This is a genomic window from Devosia sp. P3_B2, from assembly GCF_056402875.1.
Genome location: NZ_JBFUGO010000008.1, coordinates 197,551 through 223,563, shown reverse-complemented (window position 1 = coordinate 223,563; position 26,013 = coordinate 197,551). Strand labels below are relative to the sequence as shown.

Sequence of the window (26,013 nt, the reverse complement as noted above, 5' to 3'; positions counted from 1 at the left end):
CATGATCTCGCTTCGGTGCAGCGGATGGGGGGAGAATCGCATGGGTGGGAGTGAGGGGGATAGAATCGTGCAAGATTCTCGCAACGCCTTGCCCGGCCTCGTGATTGTGGCTCCGCTCACCCCCTCCCATCCTCCCCCGTCAGAGGGGGAGGTGCCGCATCGAGTTTGGGGCACCATCGAGCCCCCCACCGTCGTGGCTTGTACGCCCCCTCCACCATGCTTTGCATGGTCCCCCTCTCCCGCCACGCGGGGGAGGATCAGGGAGAGATCTCAGCTTACGGCGGCGAAGCGTTCGTCGAAGGCGTAGCCGGCGCCGCGGACGGTGCGGATGGGGTCGGCGTCGCGGTGGCGGTTGATGGCTTTGCGGAGGCGGCCGACGTGGACGTCGACGGTACGTTCGTCGACATAGACGTCGTTGCCCCAGACGCCGTCGAGCAATTGCTCGCGGGAATAGACCCGGCCGGGGTGGCGCATCAGGTATTCGAGCAGGCGGTACTCGGTGGGGCCGAGGTGGACTTCGCGGCCGCCGCGGCGGACGCGGTGACTGGTGCGGTCGAGCTCGAGGTCGCCGGCCTTCAGCACGGCGGTGACCAGCTGCGGGCTGGAGCGGCGGAGCAGCGCGTTGATGCGGGCGAGGAGCTCAGGGATCGAGAAGGGTTTTACGACGTAATCGTCGGCGCCGGTGGCGAGGCCGCGGACGCGTTCTTCTTCCTCGCCGCGCGCGGTGATCATGATGATCGGGGTGCGCGCCGTTTCCTCGCGGGAACGCCAGCGGCGGCAGAGTTCGATGCCGCTGAGGCCCGGCAGCATCCAGTCGAGCAGGATCAGGTCGGGGACGCCGTCACGGATGCGCTCCACCGCCTCGTCGCCCGAGGCGGCCGTGGCGACCCGGAAGCCTTCGGCCTCGAGGTTGTAGCGCAGCAGGACGGCCAGATCGGCTTCGTCCTCGACGATCAAGATGGTAGCGGACATCGGATCACCCTAGCGCTGCTGGCGCTGCTGTTCCTCGGCGCCGAGATGGCGACCGGTTTCGAGGTAGTACGCGGCTTCGGCGATGTTGGTGGCGTGGTCGCCGACGCGTTCGAGGCTCTTGGTGCAGAACAGCAGATGCGTGCACTGCGTGATGTTGCGCGGGTCTTCCATCATGTAGGTGAGGAGTTCGCGGAACAGCGAGTTGTACATCGCGTCGACCTCGTCGTCGCGATTGCACACTTCGACGGCCGCGGCAGAGTCGCGGCTAAGATAGGCATCGATGGCGCTCTTCAGCTGGCGGGCGACCAGCTCTTTCATGTGCTTGACGCCGTTGTAGAATTTCGGCGCGAGGCCGAGTGCTTCGATCTGCATGGCGCGCTTGGCCAACTGCTTGGCCATATCGCCAGTGCGCTCGAGATCGTTGGCGACCTGGATAGCGGTGACGACCATGCGGAGGTCGGCGGCCATCGGCTGGCGGCGGGCGATGATCGAGACGGCAGCGTCGTTGATGTTCTGCTGCATCTCGTCGATCTTCTTGTCGAACAGGCGAACGTCCTGGGCCTGCTTGTGGTCGAGCTTCAGCAGCGCGACGGCGGCCTCGGTGATGGCCTGCTCGACCATGCCACCCATCTCGGAAATGGACTTGTTGAGGTTGGTGAGTTCGTCCTCGTAGGAGGAAACGATGTGCTCGTTGAGCGATGCCATTCTCTCGAATTCCTCTGCGATCAGCCGATACGGCCGGTGATGTAGTCCTGCGTCTGCTTGTTCCGCGGATTGGTGAAGATGTCCTCGGTCTTGCCTTCCTCGATAAGCTTACCGAGGTGGAAGAACGCGGTCTTCTGGCTGACGCGGGCGGCCTGCTGCATGGAGTGGGTGACGATGACGATGGTGAAGTTCTCACGCAGTTCGTCAATGAGCTCTTCAATGACCGCGGTGGCGATCGGATCGAGGGCCGAGCACGGCTCATCCATCAGCAGCACTTCAGGCTTGGTGGCGATGGCGCGGGCAATGCAGAGGCGCTGCTGCTGGCCACCGGAAAGGCCGGTGCCCGGCTCCTGCAGACGATCCTTTACTTCGTTCCAGAGGCCGGCGCGGCGCAGCGACGAGTGTACGATCTCGTCGAGGTCGCCCTTGTTGCGGGCGAGGCCGTGAATCTTGGGGCCGTAGGCGACGTTTTCGTAGATCGACTTGGGGAACGGATTGGGCTTCTGGAACACCATGCCGACGCGGGCGCGCAGCTCGACCACGTCGATCGAGGGATCGTAGATATCGTCCTCGTCGAGGTTGATCTTGCCGGTGACGCGGCAGCCATCGATGGTGTCGTTCATGCGGTTGAGCGAGCGCAGGAACGTCGACTTGCCGCAACCCGAGGGGCCGATCAGCGAGGTGACGTTGAACTGCTCGATCTTCAGGTTGACGTCGAACAGGGCCTGCTTGGCTCCGTAGAACACGCAGACATCCTCGCCCGTCATCTTGGGCGGGGCGTTGGGGCGCGAGACGGGAGCGGCGGTAGTCGCAACGGATTCGAGGGACATGTCGGTCATCCAGGTCAGGGGGTTACCAGCGGCGCTCGAAGCGGCGGCGGAGGAGAATGGCGGCAAGGTTCATCAGGGCGAGGAAGACGAGCAGCACGATGATGGCGCCCGAGGTGCGCTCGACAAAGGCGCGCTCGGCTTCGTTGGCCCACATGTAGATCTGCACCGGCAGGGCCGTGGCAGGATCGAGCGGTGTGGTCGGGCTGTCGGCGACGAAGGCGACCATGCCGATGAGCAGCAGCGGCGCGGTTTCGCCGAGCGCACGAGCCAGGCCGATGATGGTGCCGGTGAGGATGCCCGGAGTGGCGAGCGGCAGCACGTGATCGAACACCATCTGCATCTTCGATGCGCCGATGCCGAGGGCGGCGGAGCGGATCGAAGGCGGCACCGAGCGGAGCGCGGCGCGGGTGGCGATGATGATGGTGGGGAGCGTCATCAGGGTGAGGACGAGGCCACCGACGATCGGCGCCGAACGCGGCAGGCCGAAGAAGTTGATGAACACCGCGAGACCGAGGAGGCCGAAGACGATCGAGGGCACGGCCGCGAGGTTGTTGATGTTCACCTCGATGAAATCGGTGAAGCGGTTCTTCTTGGCGAATTCCTCGAGATAGATCGAGGCGGCAACGCCGATGGGGAGCGCGCAGCAGAGCACGATCAGCATCATGTAGAGCGAGCCGATCAGCGCCACGCTGAGGCCGGATGTCTCCGGGCGGCTGGAGGCGCCGAACGTGAGCAGGCCCCAGTTGAAGGGGGTCGAGATGGCGCCCTGCTGCTTGAGCTGGTTGAGCCAGGCGACCTGCTGGTCGGAAACCTTGCGCTTGGCCTCGGGAACATTGAGATCGATCTGGCCCTTGTTGGCGCTGTCGATATCGGCGGCGGCCAGCAGCGCAACGCTGCGAGTGGTGCCGACGACCGAGGGATCGGCCATGACGACTTCGCGCAGATTGGCGCGCGAGCCTTCCGAGACGAACTCGGCGATCTGACGCATCGCCGCCTTGTCGTCGAGGGAGACGCCTAGGGCCTTGGCCACGGCGTTGCGGGCGATAACGGGATAGTTTGCCGAGACCAGGACCTTGGGATCGGTGGCGCGCTTGTCGTTCTTGTCGATGATCGACGCCGTGAACTCCACCGGCACGGTGATCGTGGTCTGGACGAAGGCCGTGTAGCCCTTGCTAAAGATCGAGAAGAGCAGGATCGCGAGGAATCCTAGGCCGATGACGATCGCGAGGATGCCGTAGAGACGGAAGCGGAACTCGGCGGCGTGGCGGCGCTTCAGGCCGAAATCACGGCGTGACGTGGTGGCAGCCTCAAGGCTTGCGCGGGGCAAGGCAGCGTCGGTCATTCATACTGCTCCCGGTACTTGCGCACGATATAGAGCGCATAGACGTTCATGCCGAGGGTGACGGCGAAGAGGGTTAGGCCCAGCGCGAAGGCGACCAGGGTCTGTGGCGAGTTGAACTCGAGATCGCCGGTCAGCTGGTTGACGATCTTGACCGTGATGGTGGTCATCGCCTCGAACGGATTGAAGTTGATGCGGGCGGCCACACCTGCGGCAAGCACCACGATCATGGTTTCGCCGATGGCACGCGAGGCCGTGAGCAGCAGTGCGCCGACGATGCCAGGGAGCGCTGCGGGAAGGATCACCTTGCGGATGGTCTCGGACCGGGTGGCGCCGAGCGCTAGCGAGCCATCACGCATGGCGCGGGGGACGGCGGTGATCACGTCGTCGGAGAGCGAAGAGACCACCGGGATCAGCATCACGCCCATGACGAGGCCGGCGGTGAACACCGACTGGGCCTGGATGAAGGCGAAGCCGCCGGAGAGCGCCATCGAGAGATCGCGGAAGAAGGGCCCGAGGGTTACGACGGCGAAGATGCCGTAGACGATGGTGGGGATGCCGGCGAGCAGTTCGAGCAGCGGCTTGACCGTCGAGCGGACCCGGTTCGAGGCATATTCGCCCATGTAGACTGCGGCCATGAGCCCCACGGGGACGGCGAACAGCATCGAGACGAGCGCAATGTAGAGCGTGCCCATCAGCAGCGGGATGAGGCCGAACTGGCCTTCCGCGCCACCCGAGCCGGCCGCAGCGAAGCGCGGGTCCCAGACGGTGCCGAAGAAGAAGGTCAGCGGATTGATGTCGGAGAAGAAGTGGATCGTCTCGCCCAGCATCGACAGGATGATGCCGACGGTGGTGAGGATGGCGACCGTGGAGGCGCCGAGCAGGGACCAGAGCACAACCCGCTCGACCTCGTTGCGGGCCCTGAGGCGCAGCCGGATGCGGGAGTAGGCGAAGGCGGCGCCGGCGAGCGAGATCAGCAGCGTCAGGCCCTGGCCTATGAGCTTGTGGACGCCGGCATCGGCATTCACGCCGGCCGCGAGCGAGACCATGTAGTCCTCGCCACTATCGGCCATGGTGATGCCGGCCGAGGAGGCCATGTCGCGTAGAGCGGCGTAGGAGGTCGGGACATTTTCGCCCGCGAGGCCAAGCCGGCCCAGCGCGTTGGCGGTGTTGTGGACGATGCCGATCTGGAGGCTGGCAGCGGCAGGATCCGGAACGTGGGTCGCGACTTCGGTGCGGATACGGCTCTCGAGCAGGCCGGAGGAAACCGAGCTTACGACGAGGAAGACGAGCAGAGCCGGAACGACCGCGAAGATGAAGGCGAGCCAGCCGTGATAGGTCGGCAGGGAATGGGGAACTTCCTTGGCCCGATCCGTGCCGTCGCGCTGCACGCGGGCGCGCTGAGCGGCGAAGAAATAGGAGACGGCACCAATAGCCAGAACGATGGGGCGGGAGACGGCGCGGGGCAGAGMGCCCCGCGCCGATAGTCACTTAGAGAGCCGTACCGGCTTCGAACTTGGCGCGGATTTCTTCGCGCTCGGCATCGGGAGCCGCGACGAGGCCGTACTGAGCGAGCGGCGAGTCCGGCCCGATCATGTCGTCCGAGATGAAGAAGTCGACATATTCCTTGAGGCCCGGGATGACGCCGATGTGTGCCTTCTTGACGTAGAAGAACAGCGGACGCGAGACCGGGTAGGTGCCGTCAGCGATGGTGGCGGTCGAGGGGACGATCCCGCCGACGGTCGCGACCTTCAGCTTGTCGGCATTGTTCTCGTAGAACGAGAGGCCGAACACGCCCAGACCGGTCTTGTTCGAGTCGATGCGAGCCAGGGTCTCGGTGTAGTCGCCGTCGATGTCCACGGCCTTGCCGTCCTTGCGGATGGCGATACAGGCCTTGGCGACGTCTGCTTCGGCGACGCCGGCAGCGGCCAGCGCGTCCTTGTCACAGCCAGCGGCGAGGAGCTTGGTCTCGAACACTTCGCGGGTGCCGTGCTTTTCGCCCGGGATGTAGGCAGCGATATCCCACTCGGGGAACGCCGCGTTCACTTCGGACCACTTGGTGTAGGGGTTGTCGACGAGCTTGCCGTCAACGACGACCTGGGCGGCGAGAGCCTTGTAGATGTCGACGGGCTGGATGGCGAAATCCGGGCCGGCGATGTCGGTGGCGAACACGATGCCGTCGTAGCCGATCTTGACTTCCTCGACGTCGGCGACGCCGTTGGCCTTGCAGGTCTCGAGCTCTTCGGCCTTGATCGGACGCGAGGAGTTCGCGATGTCGATCTTGTCTTCGCCGACGCCTTCGCAGAACTGCTTGATGCCAGCGCCCGAACCACCGGACTCAACGACCGGGGTCTTGAAGTCGGGGAAGGCCTCGCCGAACGACTCGGCGACGATCTTGGCATAGGGGAGAACGGTGGACGAACCGGCGACCTGAATCTGGTCGCGCGCCGCTGCGGCACCTGCGCCGGCGGCAAGCGCGATAACCGCGGCGCTCGCGAAAACTGCAATCTTCATGATGTTGTTCCCTTTCGGAAGGATTGGCCCATCAGGCCCGTCGACGGCCCGGTTCCTCCGGCCGCCCTGTCTGCAAGGGCGGAACCTAGGGGTGTTGCCCCAACGTTTTATGACAATCGGATTGCATTTCTGTGACAGGTTAAGCGACTGATCCGTAATAGCTATTCGTCGCAGATCAGGGTTCGGCCTGTGGAAACGGCCACGATTGTCATTTTCGGAGAAGGACTTCCACGCGGGTCCCCTGCCCCGGCTGGCTCTTGATCGAGAGCAGACCGTGATGGCGGGTGACGATGTGCTTGACGATGGCGAGGCCGAGGCCCGTGCCCTTCTTCTTGCGGCTACTGTCGGCGTCGACGCGGTAGAAGCGCTCGGTCAGGCGCGGCACGTGCTCGGCGGCGACGCCGATGCCGTGATCGACCACCGAGACCATGGCATCGAAACCGCGCCGGCCGGCGTCTGCGGACAGCGTGATGTCGATGGTGTCGCCGTCGGCGCCATACTTGATGGCGTTGTCGATGAGGTTCTCGAACACCTCGTACAGCTCGTCGCGATCGCCACTGATGACCACGGGCTCATTTGGAACCTGGACGTTGATCGTGGTGCTGGAATCCTCGGCCAGCTTGTGGAGGCCTTCGGCGACTTCGCGCAACAGGGTGCCCAGTTCGATCGGCGTAGTGGGACGCATGTGCTGGCGCATCTCGATGCGGCTCAGCGACAGCAGGTCCTCGATCAGCTTGGCCATGCGGGCTGCCTGGCCGCGCATCAGGCCGAGGAAGCGCTCGCGGGCTTCCTTGTCGTTGGCGGCAGGGCCGAGCAGCGTATCGATGAAACCGACGAGCGAGGTCAGCGGGGTGCGCAGTTCGTGGCTGGCATTGGCGATGAAATCGGTGCGCAGCGAGTCGAGGCGCTTGGACTCGGTGAGGCTTTGCAGGGTGATGACGAGCACGCCGTCATTGAGCAGATCACCAGGCGCCAGCGGCGCGACGGTCGCCTTGTACCAGGTCTCGGTGGGGACGGTCTGGTGCAACTCGATGGTCTGGGCAGGGCCAAGCCGCGCCGCCTCGATGGCCGAAAGCAACTGGGGGAAGCGCAGCGTGAAGGCGATCGGGCTGCCGGCGACGACGCCGGGGAAGTGCCGCATCGCGTGCGGGTTGATATGGACGATCACACTGCGGCGATCGATGACGATCGAGGGGTCGGGAAGCGCATCGGCGAAATGGCGGACGGCGTCGGCAAAGGCCAGCTCGCTCGTGTTGGCGCCGGGGACGACGCCGACTGTGGACTCACTGGTTTCGGGAACGAGGGCAGCGACGGCGACAATCACGGCGTAGGCAATGATGCCGATCCAGGGATCGAGGACGTTGAGACCGGCCAGCGTCATGAACACCAGCCCCATGGCGAGCAGCATCAGCAGGCGACCGTAAAGACGCGACCTGATCGTCTCGATCCAGTTCGAACCGGTCACTCCGCGCTGCGCTTCATCAGCCATCGAGACTTCCTTCGGCGCCGGAACGATTCTCCCCGGCTTGCCAGATGGGGGTGTTCATAGCACGGTTGTGACACCGTAATGACAGGTCCCGGAGTTCGTTCATGTCCGATACAATTGAAGGCTTCGACCTCGAAGACCCGGTGTTGCCGCGCTCGATCAAGAAGAAGGCGCTCGAGTCCGGCGGCTTTCCATATGACGAGAAAATGGACCCCGACCTGTTCGAGGCGGAAATGCTGCAGGTGCAGCGGCAACTGGCGCTGTTGCAGCACGACCAGCAAAAGACCGGCAAGCGCATCGTCATCCTGTTCGAAGGACGGGACGCGGCAGGCAAGGGCGGCGCGATCTCGGCGTACCTCGAAAACCTCAATCCGCGCTGGAACATGGACGTGGCGCTGCCCAAGCCCTCCGACCGTGAGAAGACTCAATGGTACTTCCAGCGCTATGTCGACTGGCTGCCGGCGGCTGGAGAGCAGGTGTTGTTCGACCGCAGTTGGTACAACCGGGCCGGTGTGGAGCCGGTGATGGGGTTCTGCACCCCTGAGGAGACGCAGAAGTTCCTCCACGAAGTGCCGGCCTTCGAGAGGATGCTGGTCCGAGAGGGCATCCACCTGCACAAATTCTGGCTGACGATCGGGCGGGAAATGCAACTCAAGCGGTTTCATGATCGGCGGCATGACCCGTTGAAGATCTGGAAGCTAAGCCCCGTGGACATCGAGGCGCTCAAGCGCTTCGACGACTACACCAACGCGCGCAACCGCATGCTGGAGGCGAGCGAGACCGAGCATGCGCCCTGGCACATCGTGTTCAACAACGACAAGAAGCGAGGGCAGCTCGCGATCATCCGCTCGGTGCTGCACAGCCTCGACTACGAGGGCAAGGACGAGGCCCTGATCGGGGCAATCGACGACAAGATCGTGCTCGATGCGGCCCGCTTCATGAAGACCCACAGCGAGATGTAGCGGGTGGATTGACCAGACGGTCAAAAACCCGTCAACTGGCTGTTAACGATCCGCACGGGAGGGCCTCGGGCGGAGCGAACAGCAAGGGCGATGGGCCTGGTGCCCGATACGCCCTACAGGGGTCAGTATGGTGGGCCATGAGGCCGACGCGCGCCACGAGGCAAGCGTCATTCCGCCAGTGCTGGTATTCAACGCCGAGGGGCGGGCACCCTTCGTGCTGGCCTGTGATCATGCCTCAAACCGCTTTCCCGACCGCTACGGTGATCTCGGCCTGACGCCGCACCAGCGGCTGATGCATGTGGCGTGGGACCCCGGCGCATTCGCCGTGGCGCTGGAGCTGTCGGAACTGCTGGACGCGCCGCTCGTCGCCTCGACTGTCAGCCGGCTGGTGATCGACTGCAACCGCGATCACGACGCGCCCGACCTGATCCCGGTAGTTTCGGAGCGGACCGATATTCCCGGCAACAAGGGCATCGGCGACAACGAGCGGGCGGAGCGGATCGGCGCCTTCCATGCGCCGTTTCACGATGCCCTCGAGTCGGTGCTGGAGACGCGCCGCGCCGCCGGCATCGAGACGCTGCTGGTCACCGTCCACTCGTTCACACCGGTCTACAAGGACGTGCCGCGGCCATGGCCGATAGGGCTGATCCATGCACGCGACGAACGCTTCACGGCGGCGCTGCGTGACGCATTGGCCGATGACGATGCGGGGCTCAACATCGGCTGGAACCAGCCTTACTCGGCGCTCAACGGCGTCACCTACACGCTGGAACATCACGGCGACGGGCGCGGGCTCGAAGCGACGATGATCGAGATCCGGCACGACGAAATTCTCGAACCAGAAGGGGTGAGCCTGTGGGCCGCCCGGCTGGCCCGGTGCCTCACCGCCGCGCTTGGGGCGCGTGGCGGGGCGCCGGCACACCGCGACGACCATTCCATGAGGGCATGAGGGCAATAGGAAGGGGTTAGCATGTCGACCGAACACCACGAGGACGTAAAAGTCCTCCACTCCATGGGCTACGCCCAGGAGCTATCACGACGCATGAGCGGGTTCTCGAACTTCGCGATTTCGTTCTCGATCATCTGCATTCTATCTGGCGGCATCAACTCGTTCGCGCAGGCGACGTCTTCGATCGGCGGTGCCGGCGCAGGCATCGGCTGGATCGTTGGTTGCTGCGTCTCGGGTTTCTTCGCGCTCGCCATGGCACAGATCGCATCGGCCTATCCCACGGCCGGCGGGCTGTATCACTGGGGCTCGATCCTGGGGAACCGCTTCACCGGCTGGGTTACAGCGTGGCTGAACCTGTTGGGCCTCATCACCGTGATGGGCGCCATCAATATCGGCACGGCGTTCTTCTTCGTCGGGACCTTCGGCTCGTGGTTCGGGATCACCGGGACGCCGGAACAGATCGTGCTGCTGGTTGCCGGCATCACTGTGGTGCAGGCGCTGATCAACCACCTGGGGATCGGGCTGACCGCCAAGCTGACGGACGTCTCGGGCTATATCATCCTCGGCACCACCGCCGCGCTGATCGTCTTGCTGCTGATCTTTGCGCCGAGCCACGATTTCACCCGGCTGTGGACCTTCACCAACTACTCCGGTGAAGCGGGCGGCAACGTGTTCCCGCAGAGCGACAACATGATCTACCTGTTCGCGCTCTGCCTGCTGCTGCCGATCTACACCATCACCGGCTATGACGCTTCGGCGCACACGTCGGAAGAGACGGTGCAGGCCTCGCGGTCGGTACCGAAAGCAATCGTCCAGTCGGTGGTGATTTCCTCGCTCGCCGGCTGGGTGCTGCTGAGCGCCATCGTCATTGCCATCCCCGACCTGGCGGTCGGGGCGTCGCAGGGCTGGAGCGTGTTCTTTGCCACGATGACGGCGATCATGCCGGGCTGGCTGGTCAACATCCTCTACCTGTTGATCCTCATCGCCCAGCTGCTGTGCGGCCTGGCGACGGTGACGTCTACATCGCGCATGATCTACGCCTTCTCGCGTGACGGCGGCTTGCCGGTTGGCTCGAAGACGCTCGCCTCGGTGAGCAAGCGGTTCCGGACGCCGGTGGCGGCGATCTGGACCGGCGCCATCCTCGAGATCCTGTTCGTGTGGATGGCGCAGACCGTGTCGATCGGCGGGACCAACATCTACACCATCGTGGTCAACGCCACGCTGATCTTCCTGTTCCTGTCGTTCACGGTGCCGATCGCGCTGGGCTTTTTCGCCATCGGGACGGACAAATGGCCGAAGATGGGCCCCTGGGACATGGGGATCGGGCTCTACAAGCTGTTCGCCGTGCTGTCGGTGCTGGGGATGATCCTCATCGTGTTCATCGCGGTGCAGCCGCCGAACGGCAACGTGCTGTGGATCACGCTGGCCTTCCTCGTCCTCGCGGCGATCCTCTGGTTCGCGTTCGAGAACAAGCGCTTCAAGGGGCCGCCGATCGGCGACGCAATCAAGCAGCGGCAGGCCGAAATCGCGGCGATCGAAGCCAAGTTCGGCGAGGGCAACGGCACCGCCAGCGACGCTGCGCCGGCCGAATAATCGAAGAAACCGAGGCCGCGGGTCTGGTGCCCGCGGCTTCCCAAAACCACAACAACGCGTGCCGGGAGTTTCCACATGGCGCAAGCCACCTATACGCTCGATCAACTGAAGGCCGACGTCAAAGCCGGCATCATCGACACCGTGCTGGTGGCGTTTCCCGACATGCAGGGCCGGCTGATCGGCAAGCGCTTCCAGGCCGAGTTCTTCCTCGAGGGCGCCATCGACGAGACGCATGGCTGCGACTATTTGCTGGCCAACGACATGGATATGGAGCCGGTGCCCGGCTACGAGGCGGCGAACTGGGCCAAGGGCTATGGCGATTTCGTCATGAAGCCGGATATCACGACGCTGATGAAGGCGGCCTGGCTGGAGGGCACGGCGATCATCCTCGCCGACCTCGTCGACCACCATCATCACGAGCCGATCCCGCATTCGCCGCGCGCTATCCTCAAGGCGCAGCTCAAGCGACTGGAGAAGCTCGGGCTGACGGCGAATTTTGCCTCGGAGCTGGAGTTCTACCTGTTCGACGAGGGCTTCAGGTCGGCCTGGGACAAGGGCTACAAGAACCTCACCACCGCCGGCTACTACATCGAGGACTACCACATCTTCCAGACCACCAAGGAAGAAGGGGTGATGCGCGCGGTGCGCAAGCAATTGCAGGCCTCCGGCATCCCGGTGGAGAACTCGAAGGGCGAGTGGGGCCCGGGGCAGGAAGAGATCAACGTCAAATATGCCGACGCGCTGACCATGGCGGACCGGCATGTGGTGATGAAGAACGCCATCAAGGAGATCGCCCACTTCCAGGGCAAGGCCGTGACCTTCATGGCGAAGTGGGATTTTGGGCTCGCGGGGTCATCGAGCCACATCCACATGAGCCTCGCCAAGGGCGGCAAGAACGCCTTCATCGATAGCAAGGACGGGCTCGGCATGTCCGAGCTGATGAAGCATTTCATGCAGGGGCTGCTGACTTACGCGGGCGACATCACCTATTTCCTCGCGCCCTACATCAACTCCTACAAGCGCTTCCAGGTCGGGACGTTCGCGCCGACCAAGGCGATCTGGTCATCCGACAACCGCACGGCCGGGTTCCGGCTATGCGGCGAGAACACCAAAGGCGTGCGCGTCGAGTGCCGGATCGGCGGGGCCGACCTCAACCCCTATCTCGCCTATGCGGCGCTGATCGCGGCGGGGCTGAAGGGGGTCGAGGACAAGCTGACGCTGGAGCCGGCCTTCACCGGCGACGCCTATGTGGGCGAGAAGCTGCGCGAGGTGCACAAGACGCTGCGCGACGCGATCGCCGCGATGCAGAACTCGAAGATGCTGCGCGAAGCGTTCGGCGAGCCGGTGATCGGGCATTATGTGCATACCGGTAACTGGGAGCAGTTCGAGTATGATCGGCGAGTCACCGATTGGGAGTTGAAGCGCGGGTTCGAGCGCAGCTAGAACTCCGGGCACAACGACACAGGTGACAGATGACCGACAGGGTCCAGATCGTCTCGCCCATTGACGGGCGGGTTTATGCCGAGCGGAAGGTGGCCACGGGCGCCGAGATCGATGCGGCGGTGGCAAAGACCTGGCGGGCGCGTGAGGTCTGGGGTGAGGTGACGGTCAAGGAGCGGGTGAAGTTCCTCGAGCACTTCCTCGATGCGCTCTTGGCGAAGAACGACGAGATCGTGCCGGAGCTGGCGTGGCAGATGGGCCGGCCGGTGCGCTATGGCGGCGAGAAGCGCGGCGTCGAGGAGCGCTCGCGCCATATGATCGGCATCGCCGAGGAGAGCCTCAAGCCCTCGATGCGGCCGGACAAGCCGGGGTTCCAGCGCTGGATTTCGCGCGAGCCGCTGGGTACGGTGATGGTGATCGCGCCGTGGAACTATCCGTACCTCACGGCGGTCAACACGATCGTGCCGGCGCTGATGGCGGGGAACGCGGTGATCCTCAAGCACGCGTCGCAGACGCTGCTGGTGGGCGAGCGGTTTGCCGAGGCGTTTGCGGCGGCGGGGATGCCGGACGGGTTGTTCCAGAACCTGGTGCTGAACCATGCCGACACCGAAAAGCTGATCGGCTCGGGCAAGATCGACCACGTCAACTTCACCGGCTCGGTGGAAGGCGGGCGGCGGATCGAGAGGGCGGCTGCGGGTACGTTCGCGACGCTGGGGCTGGAACTGGGCGGCAAGGACCCGGCCTATGTGCGGGAGGACGCCAACCTGACGCACGCGGTGGAGAACCTCGTCGACGGGTCGTTCTTCAACTCGGGGCAGAGCTGCTGCGGGGTGGAGCGGATCTATGTCCACGCCGGGGTGTATGACCGGTTCGTCAAGGATTTCGTCGAGAACGCAAGGGGTTGGACGCTGGGTAACCCGCTCGATGCCGACACCATGGTCGGGCCGATGGCGACGCCGCGCTTCGCCGACCTGGTGCGCGGGCAGACCCTGGAGGCGCTGCGCAAGGGCGCCAAGGCGCACCTCAATTCGAAGCACGACCTCGACGAGGAAAGCTCGCCCTACCTCGCGCCGGAGGTGCTGACCAACGTCAACCACCAGATGGCTGTGATGCGCGAGGAGAGCTTCGGCCCGGTGGTCGGCATCATGAAGGTACGCGACGACGCCGAGGCGATCGAGCTGATGAACGATAGCCCGTACGGGCTGACGGCCTCGATCTGGACGGAGGACCTCGAGGCGGCGGCGAAGATCGGATCGAAAGTCGAGACCGGCACGGTGTTCGCCAACCGCTGCGACTATCTCGACCCGGCGCTGGTGTGGACCGGGGTCAAGGAAACCGGCAAGGGCGGCGCCCTGAGCGAGATCGGCTATGCGAACCTGACGCAGCCGAAGTCTTATCATTTGAAGGTAGTGTGAGCGTCATGACCAAGGCCAACTGGAATTATCCGACCGCTGTCCGCTTCGGTGCCGGCCGGATCGCGGAGTTGCCGGAGGCGCTGAAGGCGGCGGGGATCGCGCGGCCGTTGCTGGTGACCGATGCGGGGCTGGTGAATTTGCCGGTGACGCAGAACACGTTGAAATTGCTGAAGGAAGCCGGCTTCGAGGTGGGCGTATTCGCCGATGTGAAGCCCAATCCGATCTCGGCCAACGTGAACGCCGGCATCGAGGTGCTGCGCAAGGGCGGGCATGACGGGGTGATCGCGTTCGGCGGCGGCTCGGGGCTGGATGTCGGCAAGGTGATCGCCTTCATGGCCGGCCAGACCCGGCCGATGTGGGACTTCGAGGATATCGGCGACTGGTGGACCCGCGCCGACCCCAAGGGGATATTCCCGATCGTGGCGGTGCCGACGACGGCGGGCACGGGCTCGGAAGTGGGCCGCGCCGGGGTGATCACCGACGAGACGACGCACACCAAGAAGGTGATCTTCCATCCGCTGATGATGCCGAAGATTGTCATTGCCGATCCGGAGCTTACGGTCGGCATGCCCACGTTCATCACGGTGGGGACAGGATTCGATGCGCTGGCGCATTGCCTCGAAGCCTATTGCGCCAAGGGGTATCATCCGCTGGCCGACGGCATCGCCGTGGAAGGAGTGCGGCTGGCGCTCGAGAACCTGCCCAAGGTGGTCGACAACCCCAACGATATCGAGGCGCGCGGCCACCTGATGAGTGCCGCGGCGATGGGCGCCACGGCGTTCCAGAAGGGGCTCGGCGCCATCCATTCGCTCAGCCACCCTGTGGGGGCGCTGTATGACACGCACCATGGCATGACCAACGCGGTGTTCATGCCCTATGTGCTGGCGGCCAACCGCGACGCGATCGAGGCGAAGATCGCGCGGCTCGCGGCGTATTGCGGGATGCAGCCGAACTTCGACTCCTTCCTCAGGGCGATCAACGGGCTTCGCTCGAAGCTCAATGTTCCCAATACGTTGCGGGACTTCAAGGTGGACGGGACGAAGCGGGAGTTGATCGCGGATATGGCGATCGTCGACCCGACGGCGGGAGGCAATCCGGTGGAGCTGACCAAGAAGCTGGCGCTGGAGATTTTTGATCGGGCGATGGACGGGCGGGTTTAGGCGCCCGTTCTAAAAGGGGATGAACTTCACGCTTGCTCGCTTGCCGGAAAACTCACGGTAGACGAACTGCCCCCTGATCTTCTGGGTGCTCCCGGCGAATGCGACGCTGAGGTTGATCTTGCAGATAAACCCGTTGCTCTGCGCCGAAACAGTCGTCGCAGTGAGCTTGGAGTTGTCGCCCAGATACTTCGAGAGATGCTCTCCGTCTTCGGACTTCATGCCCTTGAGGTTGGTCTTGATGAAGTCGATGACCCGCGGGTCTTCACAACGGACTCCAGCCACACCTGCCGCGCTCGCAGTTCCGCAACACAGCACCGCGATGACGATGCCAATCAATAGCTTACGCACTCTGTGCTCCCCCAAACTCGGGGGCAGAGAGCATCAAAACTGACGGCTCGTCAATATTGATCGGCCAGTTCCAGGTCAGTGTTTGAGGATACCTGCCGCTATTGTTGCAGCCGGTCCATCGGTAGCGGTAGGAGGCGCCGCCAGGTGCGACCTTGAGTGAAGGACCGGATGGGCGCTTGCCTACCCGACCTTCCGAGCAGTGGGTCCCGGCTTTCGCCGGGACGACGGCCTGTGGGTGGAGGGGCTACGAGATCCGCCGTACCGTCTCGGCGGCGCCGTTTTCCATTAGCGATTTCAGGTGGTTGCTGACGACGTCGCGGAAGACGGCGACGGCGGGGAGGTCGGCGCTGAAGACTTCCGTGACATCGAGGAGGCCGTCTACGAGCTTTACGGGATCGCGCCCTGCCGCATCGGCTATGGCGCGCAGTCTCGCGGCCAATGGGTCTTTGACATCAATGGGTTGGCCGGCTTCGTCGATGCCGGTGACGTAACGCATCCAGGCGGCGACGCCCAGCGCGAGGCGAGGGAACGGCTGCGCAGCCTTGAGGCGGTCGCGGATGGTGCCGAGGAGGCGCTGGGGGAGTTTCTGGGTGCCGTCCATGGCGATCTGCCAGGTGCGGTGCTTGAGGGCGGGGTTGGCGAAGCGGGCGAGGAGCTGGTCGCGGTAGGCTTCGAGGGTGGCGCGGGACATGGGCAGGGTCGGCATCGCCTCTTCAGTCATAAGCCCATGAATCAGCTTGTGAATTCCGGCGTCGGCGATGGCTTCGTTGACGTATTGATAGCCCGAGAGATAGCCGAGATAGGCCATGGTTGAGTGGCTGCCGTTGAGCATCCGCAGCTTCATCAGCTCGAAGGGCTCGACGTCTTCGACCAGCTCGGCACCGACCGCTTCGAAGGGCGGGCGGCCGGCGGGGAAATCGTCCTCGATCACCCACTGGGTGAAGGGCTCGGTCATGATCGGCCAGGCGTCGTCGAGGCCGGTGATTTCAGCGACGATATCGCGGTCGGCGTCGGTGGTGGCCGGCACGATCCGGTCGATCATGGTCGACGGGAAACTTACGGTTTGGACGTAATTCGTAACGTCCGTACCCACCCCTCTCAATTCGGCGAACCGGCGCACGATGCGGCCGGCGGTCTTGCCGTTCGAGGGCAGATTATCGCAGCTCATGACGGTGAAGGGGACAAGTCCGCGCTTGTGGCGGAGCGCCAGGGCGGCGACGATGATGCCGGGGGCGCTGACCGGCTCGTTGGGATGGGCCAGGTCGTGGACGATATCGGGGTGGTTCTGGTCGAGCTCGCCGGTCGAGGGATCGTGGCAATAGCCCTTCTCGGTGACGGTGAGCGAGACGATGCGGATCGCCGGATCCGCCATGGTTTCAATGAGTTGCGCCCGCTGGGTGTTGGCATCGAGCACATCGAGGATGGAGCCGATGATGCGCGGCTTGGTGCCCGAGGCGTCGCGGATGGCGAGGGTGTAGAGGAAATCCTGCGGGGCCAATGCGTCGCGCGTATCGGGGCGGCGGAGCGAGGCGCCTATGATGCCCCAGCTGGGGTTTTGCGCCAGCAGATCATCGACATAGGCGGCCATGTGAGCGCGGTGGAAGGCGCCGATGCCGAGGTGGACGATGCCGGGTGTGACAGCGGACCTGTCGTATTTGATCGCGGGAATGCCACGGAGATGAAGGGTGTCTGAATGGAGTTCGGACATGGATAGGCGTGGCATGTGGAGTTCCCCTGAAGATCGCGGCCCCCTCCACCGGCTTCGCCGGTCCCCCTCCCCCGCCACGCGGGGGAGGATCAAGAGGGTGCCCTCTCCATATCGAAGCTCGTCCGAGACTGCCATACCAGGCGGTTGCGTGGGCAAAATATCCCCGGCATAAGCATCGGGCAGTTGAGGGGAAATGAGCGTGACGAAGCGGTTCGTGAGCATCGGCGAGGCGATGATCGAGATGTCGGGCGGCGAGGAGGGCATGTACCGCCTCGGCTATGCCGGCGACACGCTGAACACCGCCTGGTACGCCAAGGCGCTGCTGCCGGAGGGCTGGGAGGTCGACTATGTGACGGCCCTCGGCGACGACCTGTATTCGGCTGAGATGCGGGCGTTCATCGACAAGGCCGGGATCGGAACCGGGCGGATCCAGACCATCGCTGGGCGGCGGCCGGGGCTCTACTTGATCCACCAGGAAAAGGGCGACCGGCACTTCACCTATTGGCGCGGGCAATCGGCAGCGAAACTGCTGGCCGACGATGTCGAGGCGCTGGAAGCGGCGGTGGTGGGGGCCGAGACGGTGTATTTCTCCGGGATCTCGATGGCGATCCTCGCGCCGCGGGCGCGGGGCAAGCTGATGCGCACGATCGTCAAGGCGCGGGATGCCGGGGCGACGGTGGTGTTCGATACGAACCTCAGACCGGCGCTGTGGACCTCGCCGAAGATCATGGCCTCGACCCTCACGGCGGCGGCGGCCATCGCCGACATCGTGCTGCCGACGCATACGGACGAGGCGCCGCTGTTCGGGGACGCTTCGCCCGAGGCGACGGCGGAGCGCTATCTGGCGCTCGGGGCGCGCGAAGTGGTGGCGAAGGATGGCTCGAAGCCGGCCTTCGTCGCGACGGCCGATGGAGTGCGCCAGTATGTGGCGGCGCCCAAGGCCGAGAAGGTGGTGGACGCGACCGGCGCGGGGGACTCGTTCAATGGCGGGTATCTGAGCGGACGGGCGCGGGGACTATCGCCGGTGGAGGCGGCGGAACGGGCGCACCGGGTGGCCGGCGTGGTGATCGGCCACAAGGGCGCGTTGGTGGCGCCGGAGTTGGTGCGGGGGGTTTAAGGATCGTGGAGCGCGGTTATTCGAAAGACGTCCTGCTGGATTTGACCGTCAACGGATGGCGCCCATTCCTGGTCACTCTGACCATCGTTGTGATCGTCTTCGGCGCGATGGCGATAACCGGGGGCTCAAACCCGTTGTTCGTCTTCTGGCTGGTGCTGGTGCCAACAGTGTACCTGATGGCTACATTGTGGGCTGCAATTGGCTATGCGCTGTTCAAGACGGCGGATGGAGGGTTGCCGCGGTCAAACGGAAGCCTGCTGCTTTCGATTGTGGTGCTGCTGGTGCCCAGAGAACTGCTGAAGTAGAGAGCATCGGCGCTGCGCTCAGCCAAGTTCCTCAGCGAGTCCGATGAGCAGCCCGCCGGGGCCGCGGATGTAGCAGAGGCGATAGACGTCCTCGTAGTTGACGACTTCGCCGACGAGCTCAGCGCCGCGTTTTCGGAGCTTTTCGAGCGTGCCGTCGATGTCATCGATGGTGAACATGACGCGGAGATAGCCCAGGGCGTTGACCGGGGCGTTGCGGTGATCGGCGACGACAGGCGGCCTGAGAAAGCGGGATAGCTCGAGCCGGCTGTGGCCGTCCGGGGTGCGCATCATGGCAACCTCGACGTGCTGGTCGCCCAGTCCGGTGACACGTCCGGCCCATTCTCCCTCGATGGTGGCCCGGCCTTCCAGCTCGAGGCCGAGCTCGCGAAAGAACTCAATCGTCGCTTCGAGGTCATCGACGACGATGCCTACGTTGTCCATCCGTTTGAGCGCCATGGGTCCGATCTCCGAGGTGTCGTCTGGGCGTAAGTTCAGGGGGAAGCTAGGCCCTGAGGATCTTCTCCATCGCCTTGCCCTTGGCGAGCTCGTCGATGAGTTTGTCCATGTAGCGGATCTCGCGCATGGTCGGCTCCTCGATGTTTTCGACGCGGACGCCGCAGATGACGCCGGTGATCAGCGAGCGGGCGGGGTTCAGTTGCGGGGCCGAGGCGAAGAAGGTTTCGAGGTTCGTCCCGTTCGCCATCACATTTTCCAGCGTCTGCTGGGTGTGGCCGGTCAGCCAGCAGAGGATCTGGTCAACCTCGGCCTTGGTGCGCCCCTTCTTTTCGGCCTTGGCGATATAGAGCGGATAGACGCTCGCGACGCTGATGCCATAGACGCGATGGTTCATGGGGCCTCCAGGGGCCGCCAGCTCGAACAAGCCGACCGTGCCCTCGATAGAGTGTTGCCGCGATCCGCGGATACTTCATATCCGTTCGTCATCAGCAGTGTGCCCCCTTGACCCAGATTTGCCCAGTCGATGGGGTGGAAGAAATCGTGGCGGGGAAGTTTCGTGGACCTGTCGAATTTCACCCCGGCCGTTCGACTGTGTGTGAACGTAGGGCGATTGGCCTGCCCGAAGCGAGTTCGAGGAGACAGACATGACGCAGTATCTGGTCGCTATTCACCTGCCCGACGATTACGACTCGGCCGCCGAAGACCCGGCGACGCGTGCTGACATCAGTGCGCTCAACGAGGAAATGATCGCCGCCGGCGTCAGGGTTTTCGTTGGTGGGCTGGAGCCGCCCAGCAGCGCAAAATCGCTGCGGGTGAGGGCGCCCGGGGAGGTGCTCGTCACGGACGGGCCCTATATCGAGAGCAAGGAGCACGTCGGCGGTTTCTGGGTGCTGGAAGTCGCCGACCAGGACGCGGCGCTGGAGTGGGGGCGCAAGGCCGCGATCGCCTGCCGGGCGCCGGTCGAGGTGCGCGAGTTCGGGCGAGGCTGACCCGGCCTGGGTTCTAGACGCGTGACTCGATGATCAGCCGCACCCCGAGCACGCCGATGAAGGCGGCGGCGGCGCGATCGACCCAGAGTTTGGCGTTGAGGTAGATGGCGCGGGGCCTCGATGCGGAGAAGGCCACTGCGACGATGGCGTACCACAGGGTTTCCTGCAGGAAGATCAGCGGTGGCAGGGCCCAGTAGAGCCAGGGCTCGGGGTTGGCCGGGAGGAGCGCGGCGAAGACGGCGCCGAACACGGCGACGATCTTGGGATTAGAGAGCTGGGTGAGCAGGCCGAAGGTGAAGGCCTTGCGCGGGTTGGCGGCGGCGGCGCCGCCGGTTTCGACGGTGATGGGGTCCTTGGCGTGGCTCCAGATCTTCCAGGCGAGATAGAGCAGGTAGAGCCCGCCGGCGACTTTCAGCGCAGTGAAGAGCAGGCCGCCATCGGCCATCAGGGTGCGGAGGCCGAGCACGGCGAGCGCGCCGTAGAGCATGGCCCCTACCCCCATGCCGAGCGCGGCCGCGAGACCCTCGTTGCGCGACTGGGCGACCGCGGTACGGACGACGAAGACGAAGCTGGGACCCGGGCTGATGGCGCCGAGCAGCAGCGCGCCCAGAATGGCGAAGAGGGGGAGGAAGTGGTCCATGGGGGCCTCGCGCGGTTGAACCGGGCGAGTTGAACGGGAGTTGCCCCGCCGGGTCAAGCCGGGCGGGGCGTGGGGGTGGTCTTGAGTGTGGCCAGCGGCCCTTACATCTTTTCTTCCTTGATCGGCGTGCGGCTGACGATCTCGCGATCGCAGGCGTCGTAGGTGATGTAGTAGGGGACGAAGACGTGCTCGGAGTTCTTCTTCTTGGCGGAGAACAGGTAGATGCCCTCCTCCGCTTCCTTCTCGAGCTTTTCGATCATCTTGTAGTTGCGCTTCTTGAGGTAACGGACCGCCTGCTTGACGCTCTGGCAGTCGTAATCGTCGTAGTCGTCGTGCTCCTGGAGGATGGGTTTTTCCTGCAGCCCGCCGGCCATGGCCGAGGGCGCCGAGACGGCGACCAGCGAGAGGGCGAGGGCGGCGAAGGCCGGGCGGGCGAAGCTGTTGAGACGTGCGAACATTGGTCCACTCCATGAAGCAGGCACCTGTTGCCTGCGGGTGAGAGAGGACTAGCGGCCTCCGGCTGAACCGATATGGACCCGTCGGTTCAGTGGATATTCATAAGTCGTATTATGACATTGCAGGCTGCGTCGAGGATCAGAACATGCCGTCGCCGGAGTTGATGTACTCGATCTCCTCGGGGGTGGAGGTGCGGCCGAGGGCGGCGTTGCGGCGGGGATAGCGGCCGAAGCGGGCGATGCAATCGCGGTGGAGGATCTCGTATTTGAGGGTGCCTTCGTCGCCGAGGCGCTCGAACAGGCGGATGGCCTCGTCGTGCACGGAGAGATCCTCGGAATGCATGTAGGGCATGTAGATGAAGGTGCGACGGCGCGGCTCGACGCGCATGTCGTCGCCGGTGGCCACGGCTTCCTGCGCGAGGCGCAACGCCATGGGGTCGGAGGCGAAGGCTTCGGGCTGCTTGCGGTGCAGCTGGCGGCAGAACTGATCGAGCACGATAACCTCGGCGAGGCGGCCGGATGGGGTCTGGCGCCACCAGGCGGCTTCGCCGCGGGCGACGGCGGCATAGGTGTCGCTGAAGCGGCTGGCGAGGACCGCGTCGAACTCGGGCTTGCCGCCAAACCAGTCGGGCTCGCCGTGCTCGACGAACCAGAAGTTGAGGATTTCGTCGGGGCTGGTCATGCGGTCATCCTTGGCAGACGGCCCCCTCCCGCCCTCCCCAATGAAGGGGGAGGTGAAGAAAGAGGTTCACAGTTCATTGTCCATGCATTGGGCATGATGTCACCGGCCGCACGGCGCTGGAGTATGTGGGGCAGCACTGAGGAGATTTCTATGCGGCTGGTAAAGCTCGATACGCCCGATGGCATCATCTACGTCAACCCCGAGCACGTGGTGGCCGTGGTGAAGGGGCTGCGCGACACCAAGATCGACACGGTGTCGGGCGTGCATGTGGTGAAGGACCCGCCGGAGGTCGTGGCGCGGCTCCTCGGGATGGAAGAGATCGAGCTCGATGTGACGCCCCGGATGATCAACCGGAGCTGACCGGGCGCGCGCGGTCGTATCTCGCGTCTCGGCGGGAACCGCCGGACCGTGGCCCCCCATCATTGATCCCTCCCCACAAGGGGGAGGGAGAGGCAAGAGTTGAGGCGGCTATGGTCGCCTCTAAGTGACGCCCTGCCCTATACCGTGACGATCGCCTTGATGACGCCGGTGCGGTCGTGGGCCCAGATGGGCATATCTTCGGGGACGCGGTCCATGGTGGTGGCGTGCGTCGCCAGCTTGTCGGTGGGGACCTTGCCGGCGCGGATCGAGGCCATGACGTGCTCGAAATCGGCGCGGATGGCGTTGCGGGAGCCGCGGATGGTGAGCTCGCGCCGGTGCACTTCGCTGTCGGGGAAGACCAAGTCGCCCTTGATGACGCCGACCAGGGTGTAGGCGCCGCCGTTGCGGGTGTGGAGCAGCGAGGCGTTCATGGCGCGAATCGAGCCGGTGGAATCGAACACCGCGTCGAAGCCGCTGGCCTTGATGGCGGTGAATTCGGCGCCTTCGAGCTCGGCGGGAGAGAAGGTGCGGAAGCCCAGCGCGCGGGTGGCCTCGATCTTGTCCGGCGCGGCATCGACCACGGTGACATCGGCGCCGGCGATTTGCGCAAAGAAGGCGACACCGAGTCCGATGGGGCCGGAGCCGACGACGAGGGCCCGAGAGCCCGGCTTCAGTTCGGTGGTGCGGCGGATGGCGTGGGCGCCGATGGCGAGGAACTCGACCATGGCGGCGTCGCGCAGGCTAAGGCCGTCAGCCGGATAGAGGTTGGTGGCCGGCATGACGATTTCTTCGGCCATGCCACCGGGGGCGTGGACGCCGATGACCTTGAGGGTCTCGCAGCAATTGGCGCGGCCTTCGAGGCAGGCGGGGCAATGGCCGCAGTTGAGATAGGGGTTGATGACGACGGGATCGCCGGCGGCGAAGGCTTCGCCGTTGGGATCGACGACGGTGCCCGAGAGCTCGTGGCCGATGACGCGGGGGTATTCGAAGAAGGGGAAATTGCCTTCGAAGATGTGGTAGTCGGTGCCGCAGATGCCGATGTGGCGGATGGCGACGCGGACCCAGCCGGGCTTCAGCTCGGGGCGGTCGATGTCAATCAGCGCCAGCTGTTCGGGCGCGGTGCAGGATATAGCTCGCATGGGGTCTCCTATTGGGGGCAATCATAGCGGCGCGGGGCTGAGACTCCAGTACGCAAAAAGTCCCCCCCTTTCGGTTTCCAAGGCTTGGCGAAGGGCCATGCCGAAGAAATCGCTTTCTCCCCCGCAAGGGGGCGATGGCCGACTGAGAGGGCGGTGTGCTAGCAGCGTGGCGCAATTTATCGGGGTGTTTCAGCGTGAATTTTGCGAGCGATAACTGGGCGGGGGCGACGCCCGAGGTGATGGCGGCGTTGGTGCGGCACAATCAGGGGTTCTCGCCGGCCTATGGCGGCGATCCGCTGAGCGTCAGCGTAACGCGGCGGTTTTCGGAGCTGTTCGAGCGCGAGGTCGAGGTGTGGTTCACGGCGACGGGGACGGCATCGAACTCGCTGGGCCTGGCGGCGCTGAGCCGGCCGGGCGGCGTGGTGTTCTGCGCCGAGGATGCGCATGTCTACGCTGACGAGAGCGGCGCGACGGAGTTCCAGTCGGGCGGGATGAAGCTGATCCCGGTGCAGAGTCCGCTGGGGATGATCGACGCTGGGGCGTTCGAGGCAGCGTTGGGCAAGCACCCGGAGGGCGGGAGGAGCGTGCCGGTGGCGGTGAGCCTCACCAACGCGACGGAATGGGGCACGGTTTACGCAGTGGATCAGGTGGCGGCGCTGGCGGGAATCGCTCGGGCGCGCGGGCTGAAGGTGCATATGGATGGAGCTCGGTTCGGCAACGCGGTGGCGGCGCTCGGGGTGACGCCGGCGGAGCTGACCTGGAAGGCGGGGGTGGATTTCCTGTCGTTCGGGGCGACGAAGAACGGCTGCTGGGCGGCGGAGGCGATCGTGGTGTTCACGCCAGGGCTGCTGGGGGATTTCGAGGCGCGACGGCAGCGGGCGGGGCACACGTTCTCGAAGGCGCGGTTCGTGGCGGCGCAGTTCGAGGGGTATCTCGAGGATGGAAACTGGCTGCGCTGGGCGACCCATGCCAACGGGATGGCGGAGCGGCTGCGGGTTGGGTTGCGGGCGAGCAATGTGGCGCGGCTGGGATGGGAGAGCCGGATCAACGAGGTGTTCGCGGTGATTTCGAAGGCGGCGTTGGCGCGCGTGCGGGCGGCGCGTGGGGCGGCGCATGAGTGGCCGGCGGAGGCACTGGCGGAGCGGCCGGGAGCGGACGAGGTGCTGGTGCGGTTGGTGACCAGCTGGGCGACGACCGAGGATGAGGTCGAGGGGTTTTTGGGGGTGCTTTAGCAACCCCTCTTCATCTCTCCCCTTGCGGGAGAGAAAGCGATTTCTTGGGCTTAGCTTCTTGGCTAAGTCCTAGAAATTGCAAGAGAGGGGATCCTGGAAGGCACGTTGGCTCCGCACCCCCTCTCTTGCGAAATCTAAGGCTTAGCGAAGGGCTAAGCCCAAGATTTCGCTTTCTCCCCCGCCAAGGGGGAGATGGGCTGGGCGATATCTAGCCCAAGACGACCTTCACGAGATTTCCTGCCGGGTCCTTGGTCTCGAGACCCTCATTCGTGTCGGTCGATACGGCGTTGATCGAGGCCAGCCTCGTGCGGACCGCATCCAACGCTGCCTGGTCCGGCACCACCACATGGAACCACCGCAAGCCTGCCGTGCCCTTCGGGGCCTGCGCCGCGTTGGGGCCGGCCCAGACGTTGAAGGCGATGGTGTGGGGCGGGTAGTCGAGGCCGAGGTCGCCCATGCCGAAGCGGCGCATGATGAACAGGCCGCCGAAGCCGAGGCCGTCGCGGTAGAAGTGCATGGCCTGCTCGAGATCGTTCACGTGCAGATGGATGTGGCCGATGCGGGTGCCGGCGGGCATCAGGGCCGGGACGCTGTTGACGTCATCGAGTTCGGCGAGCAGGTCGTCGACATCGATGGCCTCGCGGCCGGAATGGGGCGAGCCGTCGATGGTGCGGACGTAGACGCCCTCCTCGGCAGTGCCGATGCGGCCGCGCCAGGGGGTCTCGAAGGTGATCTCGATGCCGTTATTGTCGTAGTCCCACAGGTAGATCGCCTCGGAGACGAGGTGATCGGTGGGCGAGATACGGACGCGGCGGGTGAGCGCGCGCACCACCATCTCGGCCAGCGTCTTGCGGGTCGGGACGTGGATGGCGACGTGGTAGAGGCCGAGCGTGCGATCGGGGAATGGGTTGTTGGCGCCCAGCTCGAGGGTGATCAGCTCGCGGCCGGCAGCGCCCAGGTGCAGGGCTTCGGCGTCCTCCGAGATGAGCTCGAGGCCGACGACATCGCGCCAGACGGCGAGCGCCTTGTCGCGATCGGTGACGGCGATGCGGACCGGACCGAGGTGAGTGGCAAGCGGCAGCGTGGGGGTGGAGCGGACGCTGACCTGGGATTCGACTGTGATCATGATGGGGTCTCGCAAAAGAACCATTGGATTGACCCTGATATGGATGATGCGGCCCGGCAAGCCAATGTGGTCGCGGGGGCGAACAGTCGAT

At 64.7% G+C, this 26,013-nt stretch carries 27 protein-coding genes; 11 read left to right on the top strand and 16 right to left on the bottom strand.

What is annotated here, in order from left to right; genetic code table 11:
- Nucleotides 1-270: 270 nt before the first annotated feature.
- From phoB to AC1DV8_RS13835, 7 genes are all read right to left on the bottom strand, one after another.
- Nucleotides 271-972 carry a phosphate regulon transcriptional regulator PhoB gene (gene phoB / locus AC1DV8_RS13865; RefSeq protein WP_055047977.1) on the bottom strand — a complete coding sequence of 234 codons (702 nt, stop codon included), beginning with the start codon at nt 970-972 and terminating at the stop codon, nt 271-273.
- A 9-nt stretch (nt 973-981) separates the two neighbouring features.
- Nucleotides 982-1,677 carry a phosphate signaling complex protein PhoU gene (gene phoU, locus AC1DV8_RS13860; protein ID WP_477150606.1) on the bottom strand — a complete coding sequence of 232 codons (696 nt, stop codon included), beginning with the start codon at nt 1,675-1,677 and terminating at the stop codon, nt 982-984.
- Between the two features lie 20 nt (nt 1,678-1,697).
- A complete protein-coding gene (gene pstB / locus AC1DV8_RS13855) occupies nt 1,698-2,507 on the bottom strand; it encodes a phosphate ABC transporter ATP-binding protein PstB (RefSeq protein WP_477150607.1) in 810 nt (269 codons plus the stop codon).
- Between the two features lie 22 nt (nt 2,508-2,529).
- A complete protein-coding gene (gene pstA, locus AC1DV8_RS13850; protein ID WP_477150608.1) occupies nt 2,530-3,849 on the bottom strand; it encodes a phosphate ABC transporter permease PstA in 1,320 nt (439 codons plus the stop codon).
- Nucleotides 3,846-5,315 carry a phosphate ABC transporter permease subunit PstC gene (gene pstC / locus AC1DV8_RS13845; RefSeq protein WP_477157848.1) on the bottom strand — a complete coding sequence of 490 codons (1,470 nt, stop codon included), beginning with the start codon at nt 5,313-5,315 and terminating at the stop codon, nt 3,846-3,848. Before pstC ends, pstA begins: the two co-directional genes overlap by 4 nt.
- A 22-nt stretch (nt 5,316-5,337) precedes the next feature.
- Nucleotides 5,338-6,360 (bottom strand): PstS family phosphate ABC transporter substrate-binding protein, encoded by a 1,023-nt coding sequence (locus AC1DV8_RS13840; RefSeq protein ID WP_477157843.1) that lies wholly within the window; start codon nt 6,358-6,360, stop codon nt 5,338-5,340.
- Nucleotides 6,361-6,568: 208 nt separating this feature from the next.
- Entirely contained in the window at nt 6,569-7,849 is a 1,281-nt protein-coding gene (locus AC1DV8_RS13835) for an ATP-binding protein (protein WP_477150610.1), read from the bottom strand.
- A 101-nt stretch (nt 7,850-7,950) separates the two neighbouring features.
- Between AC1DV8_RS13835 and ppk2 the strand changes: the two genes are divergently transcribed.
- The 6 genes from ppk2 to AC1DV8_RS13805 all read left to right on the top strand — a co-directional run bounded on the left by ppk2 (nt 7,951) and on the right by AC1DV8_RS13805 (nt 15,365).
- On the top strand, nt 7,951-8,808 hold the full coding sequence (gene ppk2, locus AC1DV8_RS13830) for a polyphosphate kinase 2 (protein WP_477150611.1): 858 nt from the start codon (nt 7,951-7,953) through the stop codon (nt 8,806-8,808).
- A 127-nt stretch (nt 8,809-8,935) separates the two neighbouring features.
- Entirely contained in the window at nt 8,936-9,757 is an 822-nt protein-coding gene (locus AC1DV8_RS13825; protein ID WP_477150612.1) for an N-formylglutamate amidohydrolase, read from the top strand.
- A 21-nt stretch (nt 9,758-9,778) separates the two neighbouring features.
- Nucleotides 9,779-11,350, top strand: coding sequence for an amino acid permease (locus tag AC1DV8_RS13820; RefSeq protein ID WP_477150613.1), 1,572 nt, complete (start codon nt 9,779-9,781; stop codon nt 11,348-11,350).
- Between the two features lie 75 nt (nt 11,351-11,425).
- Nucleotides 11,426-12,793 (top strand): glutamine synthetase family protein, encoded by a 1,368-nt coding sequence (locus AC1DV8_RS13815; protein WP_477150614.1) that lies wholly within the window; start codon nt 11,426-11,428, stop codon nt 12,791-12,793.
- A 29-nt stretch (nt 12,794-12,822) separates the two neighbouring features.
- Complete coding sequence (locus AC1DV8_RS13810) at nt 12,823-14,205, top strand: aldehyde dehydrogenase family protein (RefSeq protein ID WP_477157842.1); 1,383 nt, start codon at nt 12,823-12,825, stop codon at nt 14,203-14,205.
- 5 nt (nt 14,206-14,210) lie between these two features.
- The gene (locus AC1DV8_RS13805; protein WP_477157847.1) at nt 14,211-15,365 is read left to right on the top strand and encodes an iron-containing alcohol dehydrogenase; all 1,155 of its coding nucleotides are present in this window, start codon (nt 14,211-14,213) and stop codon (nt 15,363-15,365) included.
- Between the two features lie 9 nt (nt 15,366-15,374).
- Here the strand turns inward: AC1DV8_RS13805 and AC1DV8_RS13800 are convergent, their stop codons facing one another.
- Together AC1DV8_RS13800 and AC1DV8_RS13795 are read right to left on the bottom strand one after the other, a co-directional pair.
- Entirely contained in the window at nt 15,375-15,713 is a 339-nt protein-coding gene (locus AC1DV8_RS13800; protein ID WP_477157841.1) for a hypothetical protein, read from the bottom strand.
- A gap of 244 nt (nt 15,714-15,957) precedes the next feature.
- Entirely contained in the window at nt 15,958-17,421 is a 1,464-nt protein-coding gene (locus tag AC1DV8_RS13795; RefSeq protein WP_477157846.1) for a mannitol dehydrogenase family protein, read from the bottom strand.
- Between the two features lie 199 nt (nt 17,422-17,620).
- Here AC1DV8_RS13795 and AC1DV8_RS13790 point away from each other — a divergent pair, with 199 nt between their 5' ends.
- Both AC1DV8_RS13790 and AC1DV8_RS13785 read left to right on the top strand, forming a co-directional pair.
- Nucleotides 17,621-18,538, top strand: coding sequence for a sugar kinase (locus AC1DV8_RS13790; RefSeq protein ID WP_477157840.1), 918 nt, complete (start codon nt 17,621-17,623; stop codon nt 18,536-18,538).
- A gap of 5 nt (nt 18,539-18,543) precedes the next feature.
- A complete protein-coding gene (locus AC1DV8_RS13785; protein ID WP_477150618.1) occupies nt 18,544-18,843 on the top strand; it encodes a hypothetical protein in 300 nt (99 codons plus the stop codon).
- A gap of 18 nt (nt 18,844-18,861) precedes the next feature.
- Here the strand turns inward: AC1DV8_RS13785 and AC1DV8_RS13780 are convergent, their stop codons facing one another.
- Nucleotides 18,862-19,299: a VOC family protein gene (locus AC1DV8_RS13780; RefSeq protein ID WP_477157839.1), complete on the bottom strand. Its 438-nt coding sequence runs from the start codon at nt 19,297-19,299 to the stop codon at nt 18,862-18,864.
- Between the two features lie 46 nt (nt 19,300-19,345).
- A complete protein-coding gene (locus AC1DV8_RS13775; protein ID WP_477157838.1) occupies nt 19,346-19,693 on the bottom strand; it encodes a DUF2200 domain-containing protein in 348 nt (115 codons plus the stop codon).
- Between the two features lie 250 nt (nt 19,694-19,943).
- Here AC1DV8_RS13775 and AC1DV8_RS13770 point away from each other — a divergent pair, with 250 nt between their 5' ends.
- A complete protein-coding gene (locus AC1DV8_RS13770; RefSeq protein ID WP_477157837.1) occupies nt 19,944-20,288 on the top strand; it encodes a YciI family protein in 345 nt (114 codons plus the stop codon).
- A gap of 13 nt (nt 20,289-20,301) precedes the next feature.
- On the opposite strand, the gene AC1DV8_RS13765 is transcribed toward AC1DV8_RS13770, so the two are convergent.
- The 3 genes from AC1DV8_RS13765 to AC1DV8_RS13755 form a co-directional block, all read right to left on the bottom strand.
- A complete protein-coding gene (locus tag AC1DV8_RS13765; RefSeq protein WP_477157836.1) occupies nt 20,302-20,928 on the bottom strand; it encodes a LysE family translocator in 627 nt (208 codons plus the stop codon).
- 101 nt (nt 20,929-21,029) lie between these two features.
- Nucleotides 21,030-21,386, bottom strand: a complete 357-nt coding sequence (locus AC1DV8_RS13760) for a hypothetical protein (protein ID WP_477150622.1) — start codon at nt 21,384-21,386, stop codon at nt 21,030-21,032.
- A gap of 136 nt (nt 21,387-21,522) precedes the next feature.
- Nucleotides 21,523-22,065 (bottom strand): DUF924 family protein, encoded by a 543-nt coding sequence (locus AC1DV8_RS13755; protein WP_477157835.1) that lies wholly within the window; start codon nt 22,063-22,065, stop codon nt 21,523-21,525.
- 150 nt (nt 22,066-22,215) lie between these two features.
- Between AC1DV8_RS13755 and AC1DV8_RS13750 the strand changes: the two genes are divergently transcribed.
- Nucleotides 22,216-22,425, top strand: a complete 210-nt coding sequence (locus AC1DV8_RS13750; RefSeq protein WP_477150624.1) for a hypothetical protein — start codon at nt 22,216-22,218, stop codon at nt 22,423-22,425.
- 137 nt (nt 22,426-22,562) lie between these two features.
- Here AC1DV8_RS13750 and AC1DV8_RS13745 read toward each other — a convergent pair whose 3' ends face one another.
- Nucleotides 22,563-23,564: a zinc-binding alcohol dehydrogenase family protein gene (locus tag AC1DV8_RS13745; RefSeq protein WP_477157834.1), complete on the bottom strand. Its 1,002-nt coding sequence runs from the start codon at nt 23,562-23,564 to the stop codon at nt 22,563-22,565.
- A 194-nt stretch (nt 23,565-23,758) separates the two neighbouring features.
- Here AC1DV8_RS13745 and AC1DV8_RS13740 point away from each other — a divergent pair, with 194 nt between their 5' ends.
- Nucleotides 23,759-24,796 carry a threonine aldolase family protein gene (locus AC1DV8_RS13740; protein ID WP_477157833.1) on the top strand — a complete coding sequence of 346 codons (1,038 nt, stop codon included), beginning with the start codon at nt 23,759-23,761 and terminating at the stop codon, nt 24,794-24,796.
- 208 nt (nt 24,797-25,004) lie between these two features.
- Here the strand turns inward: AC1DV8_RS13740 and AC1DV8_RS13735 are convergent, their stop codons facing one another.
- A complete protein-coding gene (locus AC1DV8_RS13735) occupies nt 25,005-25,922 on the bottom strand; it encodes a VOC family protein (protein WP_477157832.1) in 918 nt (305 codons plus the stop codon).
- Between the last annotated feature and the right edge of the window lie 91 nt (nt 25,923-26,013).

Coding starts and splice junctions, on each gene's coding strand:
- AC1DV8_RS13755 (WP_477157835.1), bottom strand. CDS start 22,065: ATGACCAGCCCCGACGAAATCCTCAACTTCTGGTTCGTCGAGCACGGC.
- AC1DV8_RS13745 (WP_477157834.1), bottom strand. CDS start 23,564: ATGCGAGCTATATCCTGCACCGCGCCCGAACAGCTGGCGCTGATTGAC.
- AC1DV8_RS13765 (WP_477157836.1), bottom strand. CDS start 20,928: ATGGACCACTTCCTCCCCCTCTTCGCCATTCTGGGCGCGCTGCTGCTC.
- AC1DV8_RS13775 (WP_477157838.1), bottom strand. CDS start 19,693: ATGAACCATCGCGTCTATGGCATCAGCGTCGCGAGCGTCTATCCGCTC.
- pstA (WP_477150608.1), bottom strand. CDS start 3,849: ATGACCGACGCTGCCTTGCCCCGCGCAAGCCTTGAGGCTGCCACCACG.
- phoU (WP_477150606.1), bottom strand. CDS start 1,677: ATGGCATCGCTCAACGAGCACATCGTTTCCTCCTACGAGGACGAACTC.
- AC1DV8_RS13825 (WP_477150612.1), top strand. CDS start 8,936: ATGGTGGGCCATGAGGCCGACGCGCGCCACGAGGCAAGCGTCATTCCG.
- ppk2 (WP_477150611.1), top strand. CDS start 7,951: ATGTCCGATACAATTGAAGGCTTCGACCTCGAAGACCCGGTGTTGCCG.
- AC1DV8_RS13810 (WP_477157842.1), top strand. CDS start 12,823: ATGACCGACAGGGTCCAGATCGTCTCGCCCATTGACGGGCGGGTTTAT.
- AC1DV8_RS13750 (WP_477150624.1), top strand. CDS start 22,216: ATGCGGCTGGTAAAGCTCGATACGCCCGATGGCATCATCTACGTCAAC.
- AC1DV8_RS13835 (WP_477150610.1), bottom strand. CDS start 7,849: ATGGCTGATGAAGCGCAGCGCGGAGTGACCGGTTCGAACTGGATCGAG.
- phoB (WP_055047977.1), bottom strand. CDS start 972: ATGTCCGCTACCATCTTGATCGTCGAGGACGAAGCCGATCTGGCCGTC.
- AC1DV8_RS13760 (WP_477150622.1), bottom strand. CDS start 21,386: ATGTTCGCACGTCTCAACAGCTTCGCCCGCCCGGCCTTCGCCGCCCTC.
- AC1DV8_RS13735 (WP_477157832.1), bottom strand. CDS start 25,922: ATGATCACAGTCGAATCCCAGGTCAGCGTCCGCTCCACCCCCACGCTG.
- AC1DV8_RS13770 (WP_477157837.1), top strand. CDS start 19,944: ATGACGCAGTATCTGGTCGCTATTCACCTGCCCGACGATTACGACTCG.
- pstB (WP_477150607.1), bottom strand. CDS start 2,507: ATGTCCCTCGAATCCGTTGCGACTACCGCCGCTCCCGTCTCGCGCCCC.
- AC1DV8_RS13820 (WP_477150613.1), top strand. CDS start 9,779: ATGTCGACCGAACACCACGAGGACGTAAAAGTCCTCCACTCCATGGGC.
- AC1DV8_RS13840 (WP_477157843.1), bottom strand. CDS start 6,360: ATGAAGATTGCAGTTTTCGCGAGCGCCGCGGTTATCGCGCTTGCCGCC.
- AC1DV8_RS13815 (WP_477150614.1), top strand. CDS start 11,426: ATGGCGCAAGCCACCTATACGCTCGATCAACTGAAGGCCGACGTCAAA.
- AC1DV8_RS13780 (WP_477157839.1), bottom strand. CDS start 19,299: ATGGCGCTCAAACGGATGGACAACGTAGGCATCGTCGTCGATGACCTC.
- AC1DV8_RS13795 (WP_477157846.1), bottom strand. CDS start 17,421: ATGTCCGAACTCCATTCAGACACCCTTCATCTCCGTGGCATTCCCGCG.
- AC1DV8_RS13805 (WP_477157847.1), top strand. CDS start 14,211: ATGACCAAGGCCAACTGGAATTATCCGACCGCTGTCCGCTTCGGTGCC.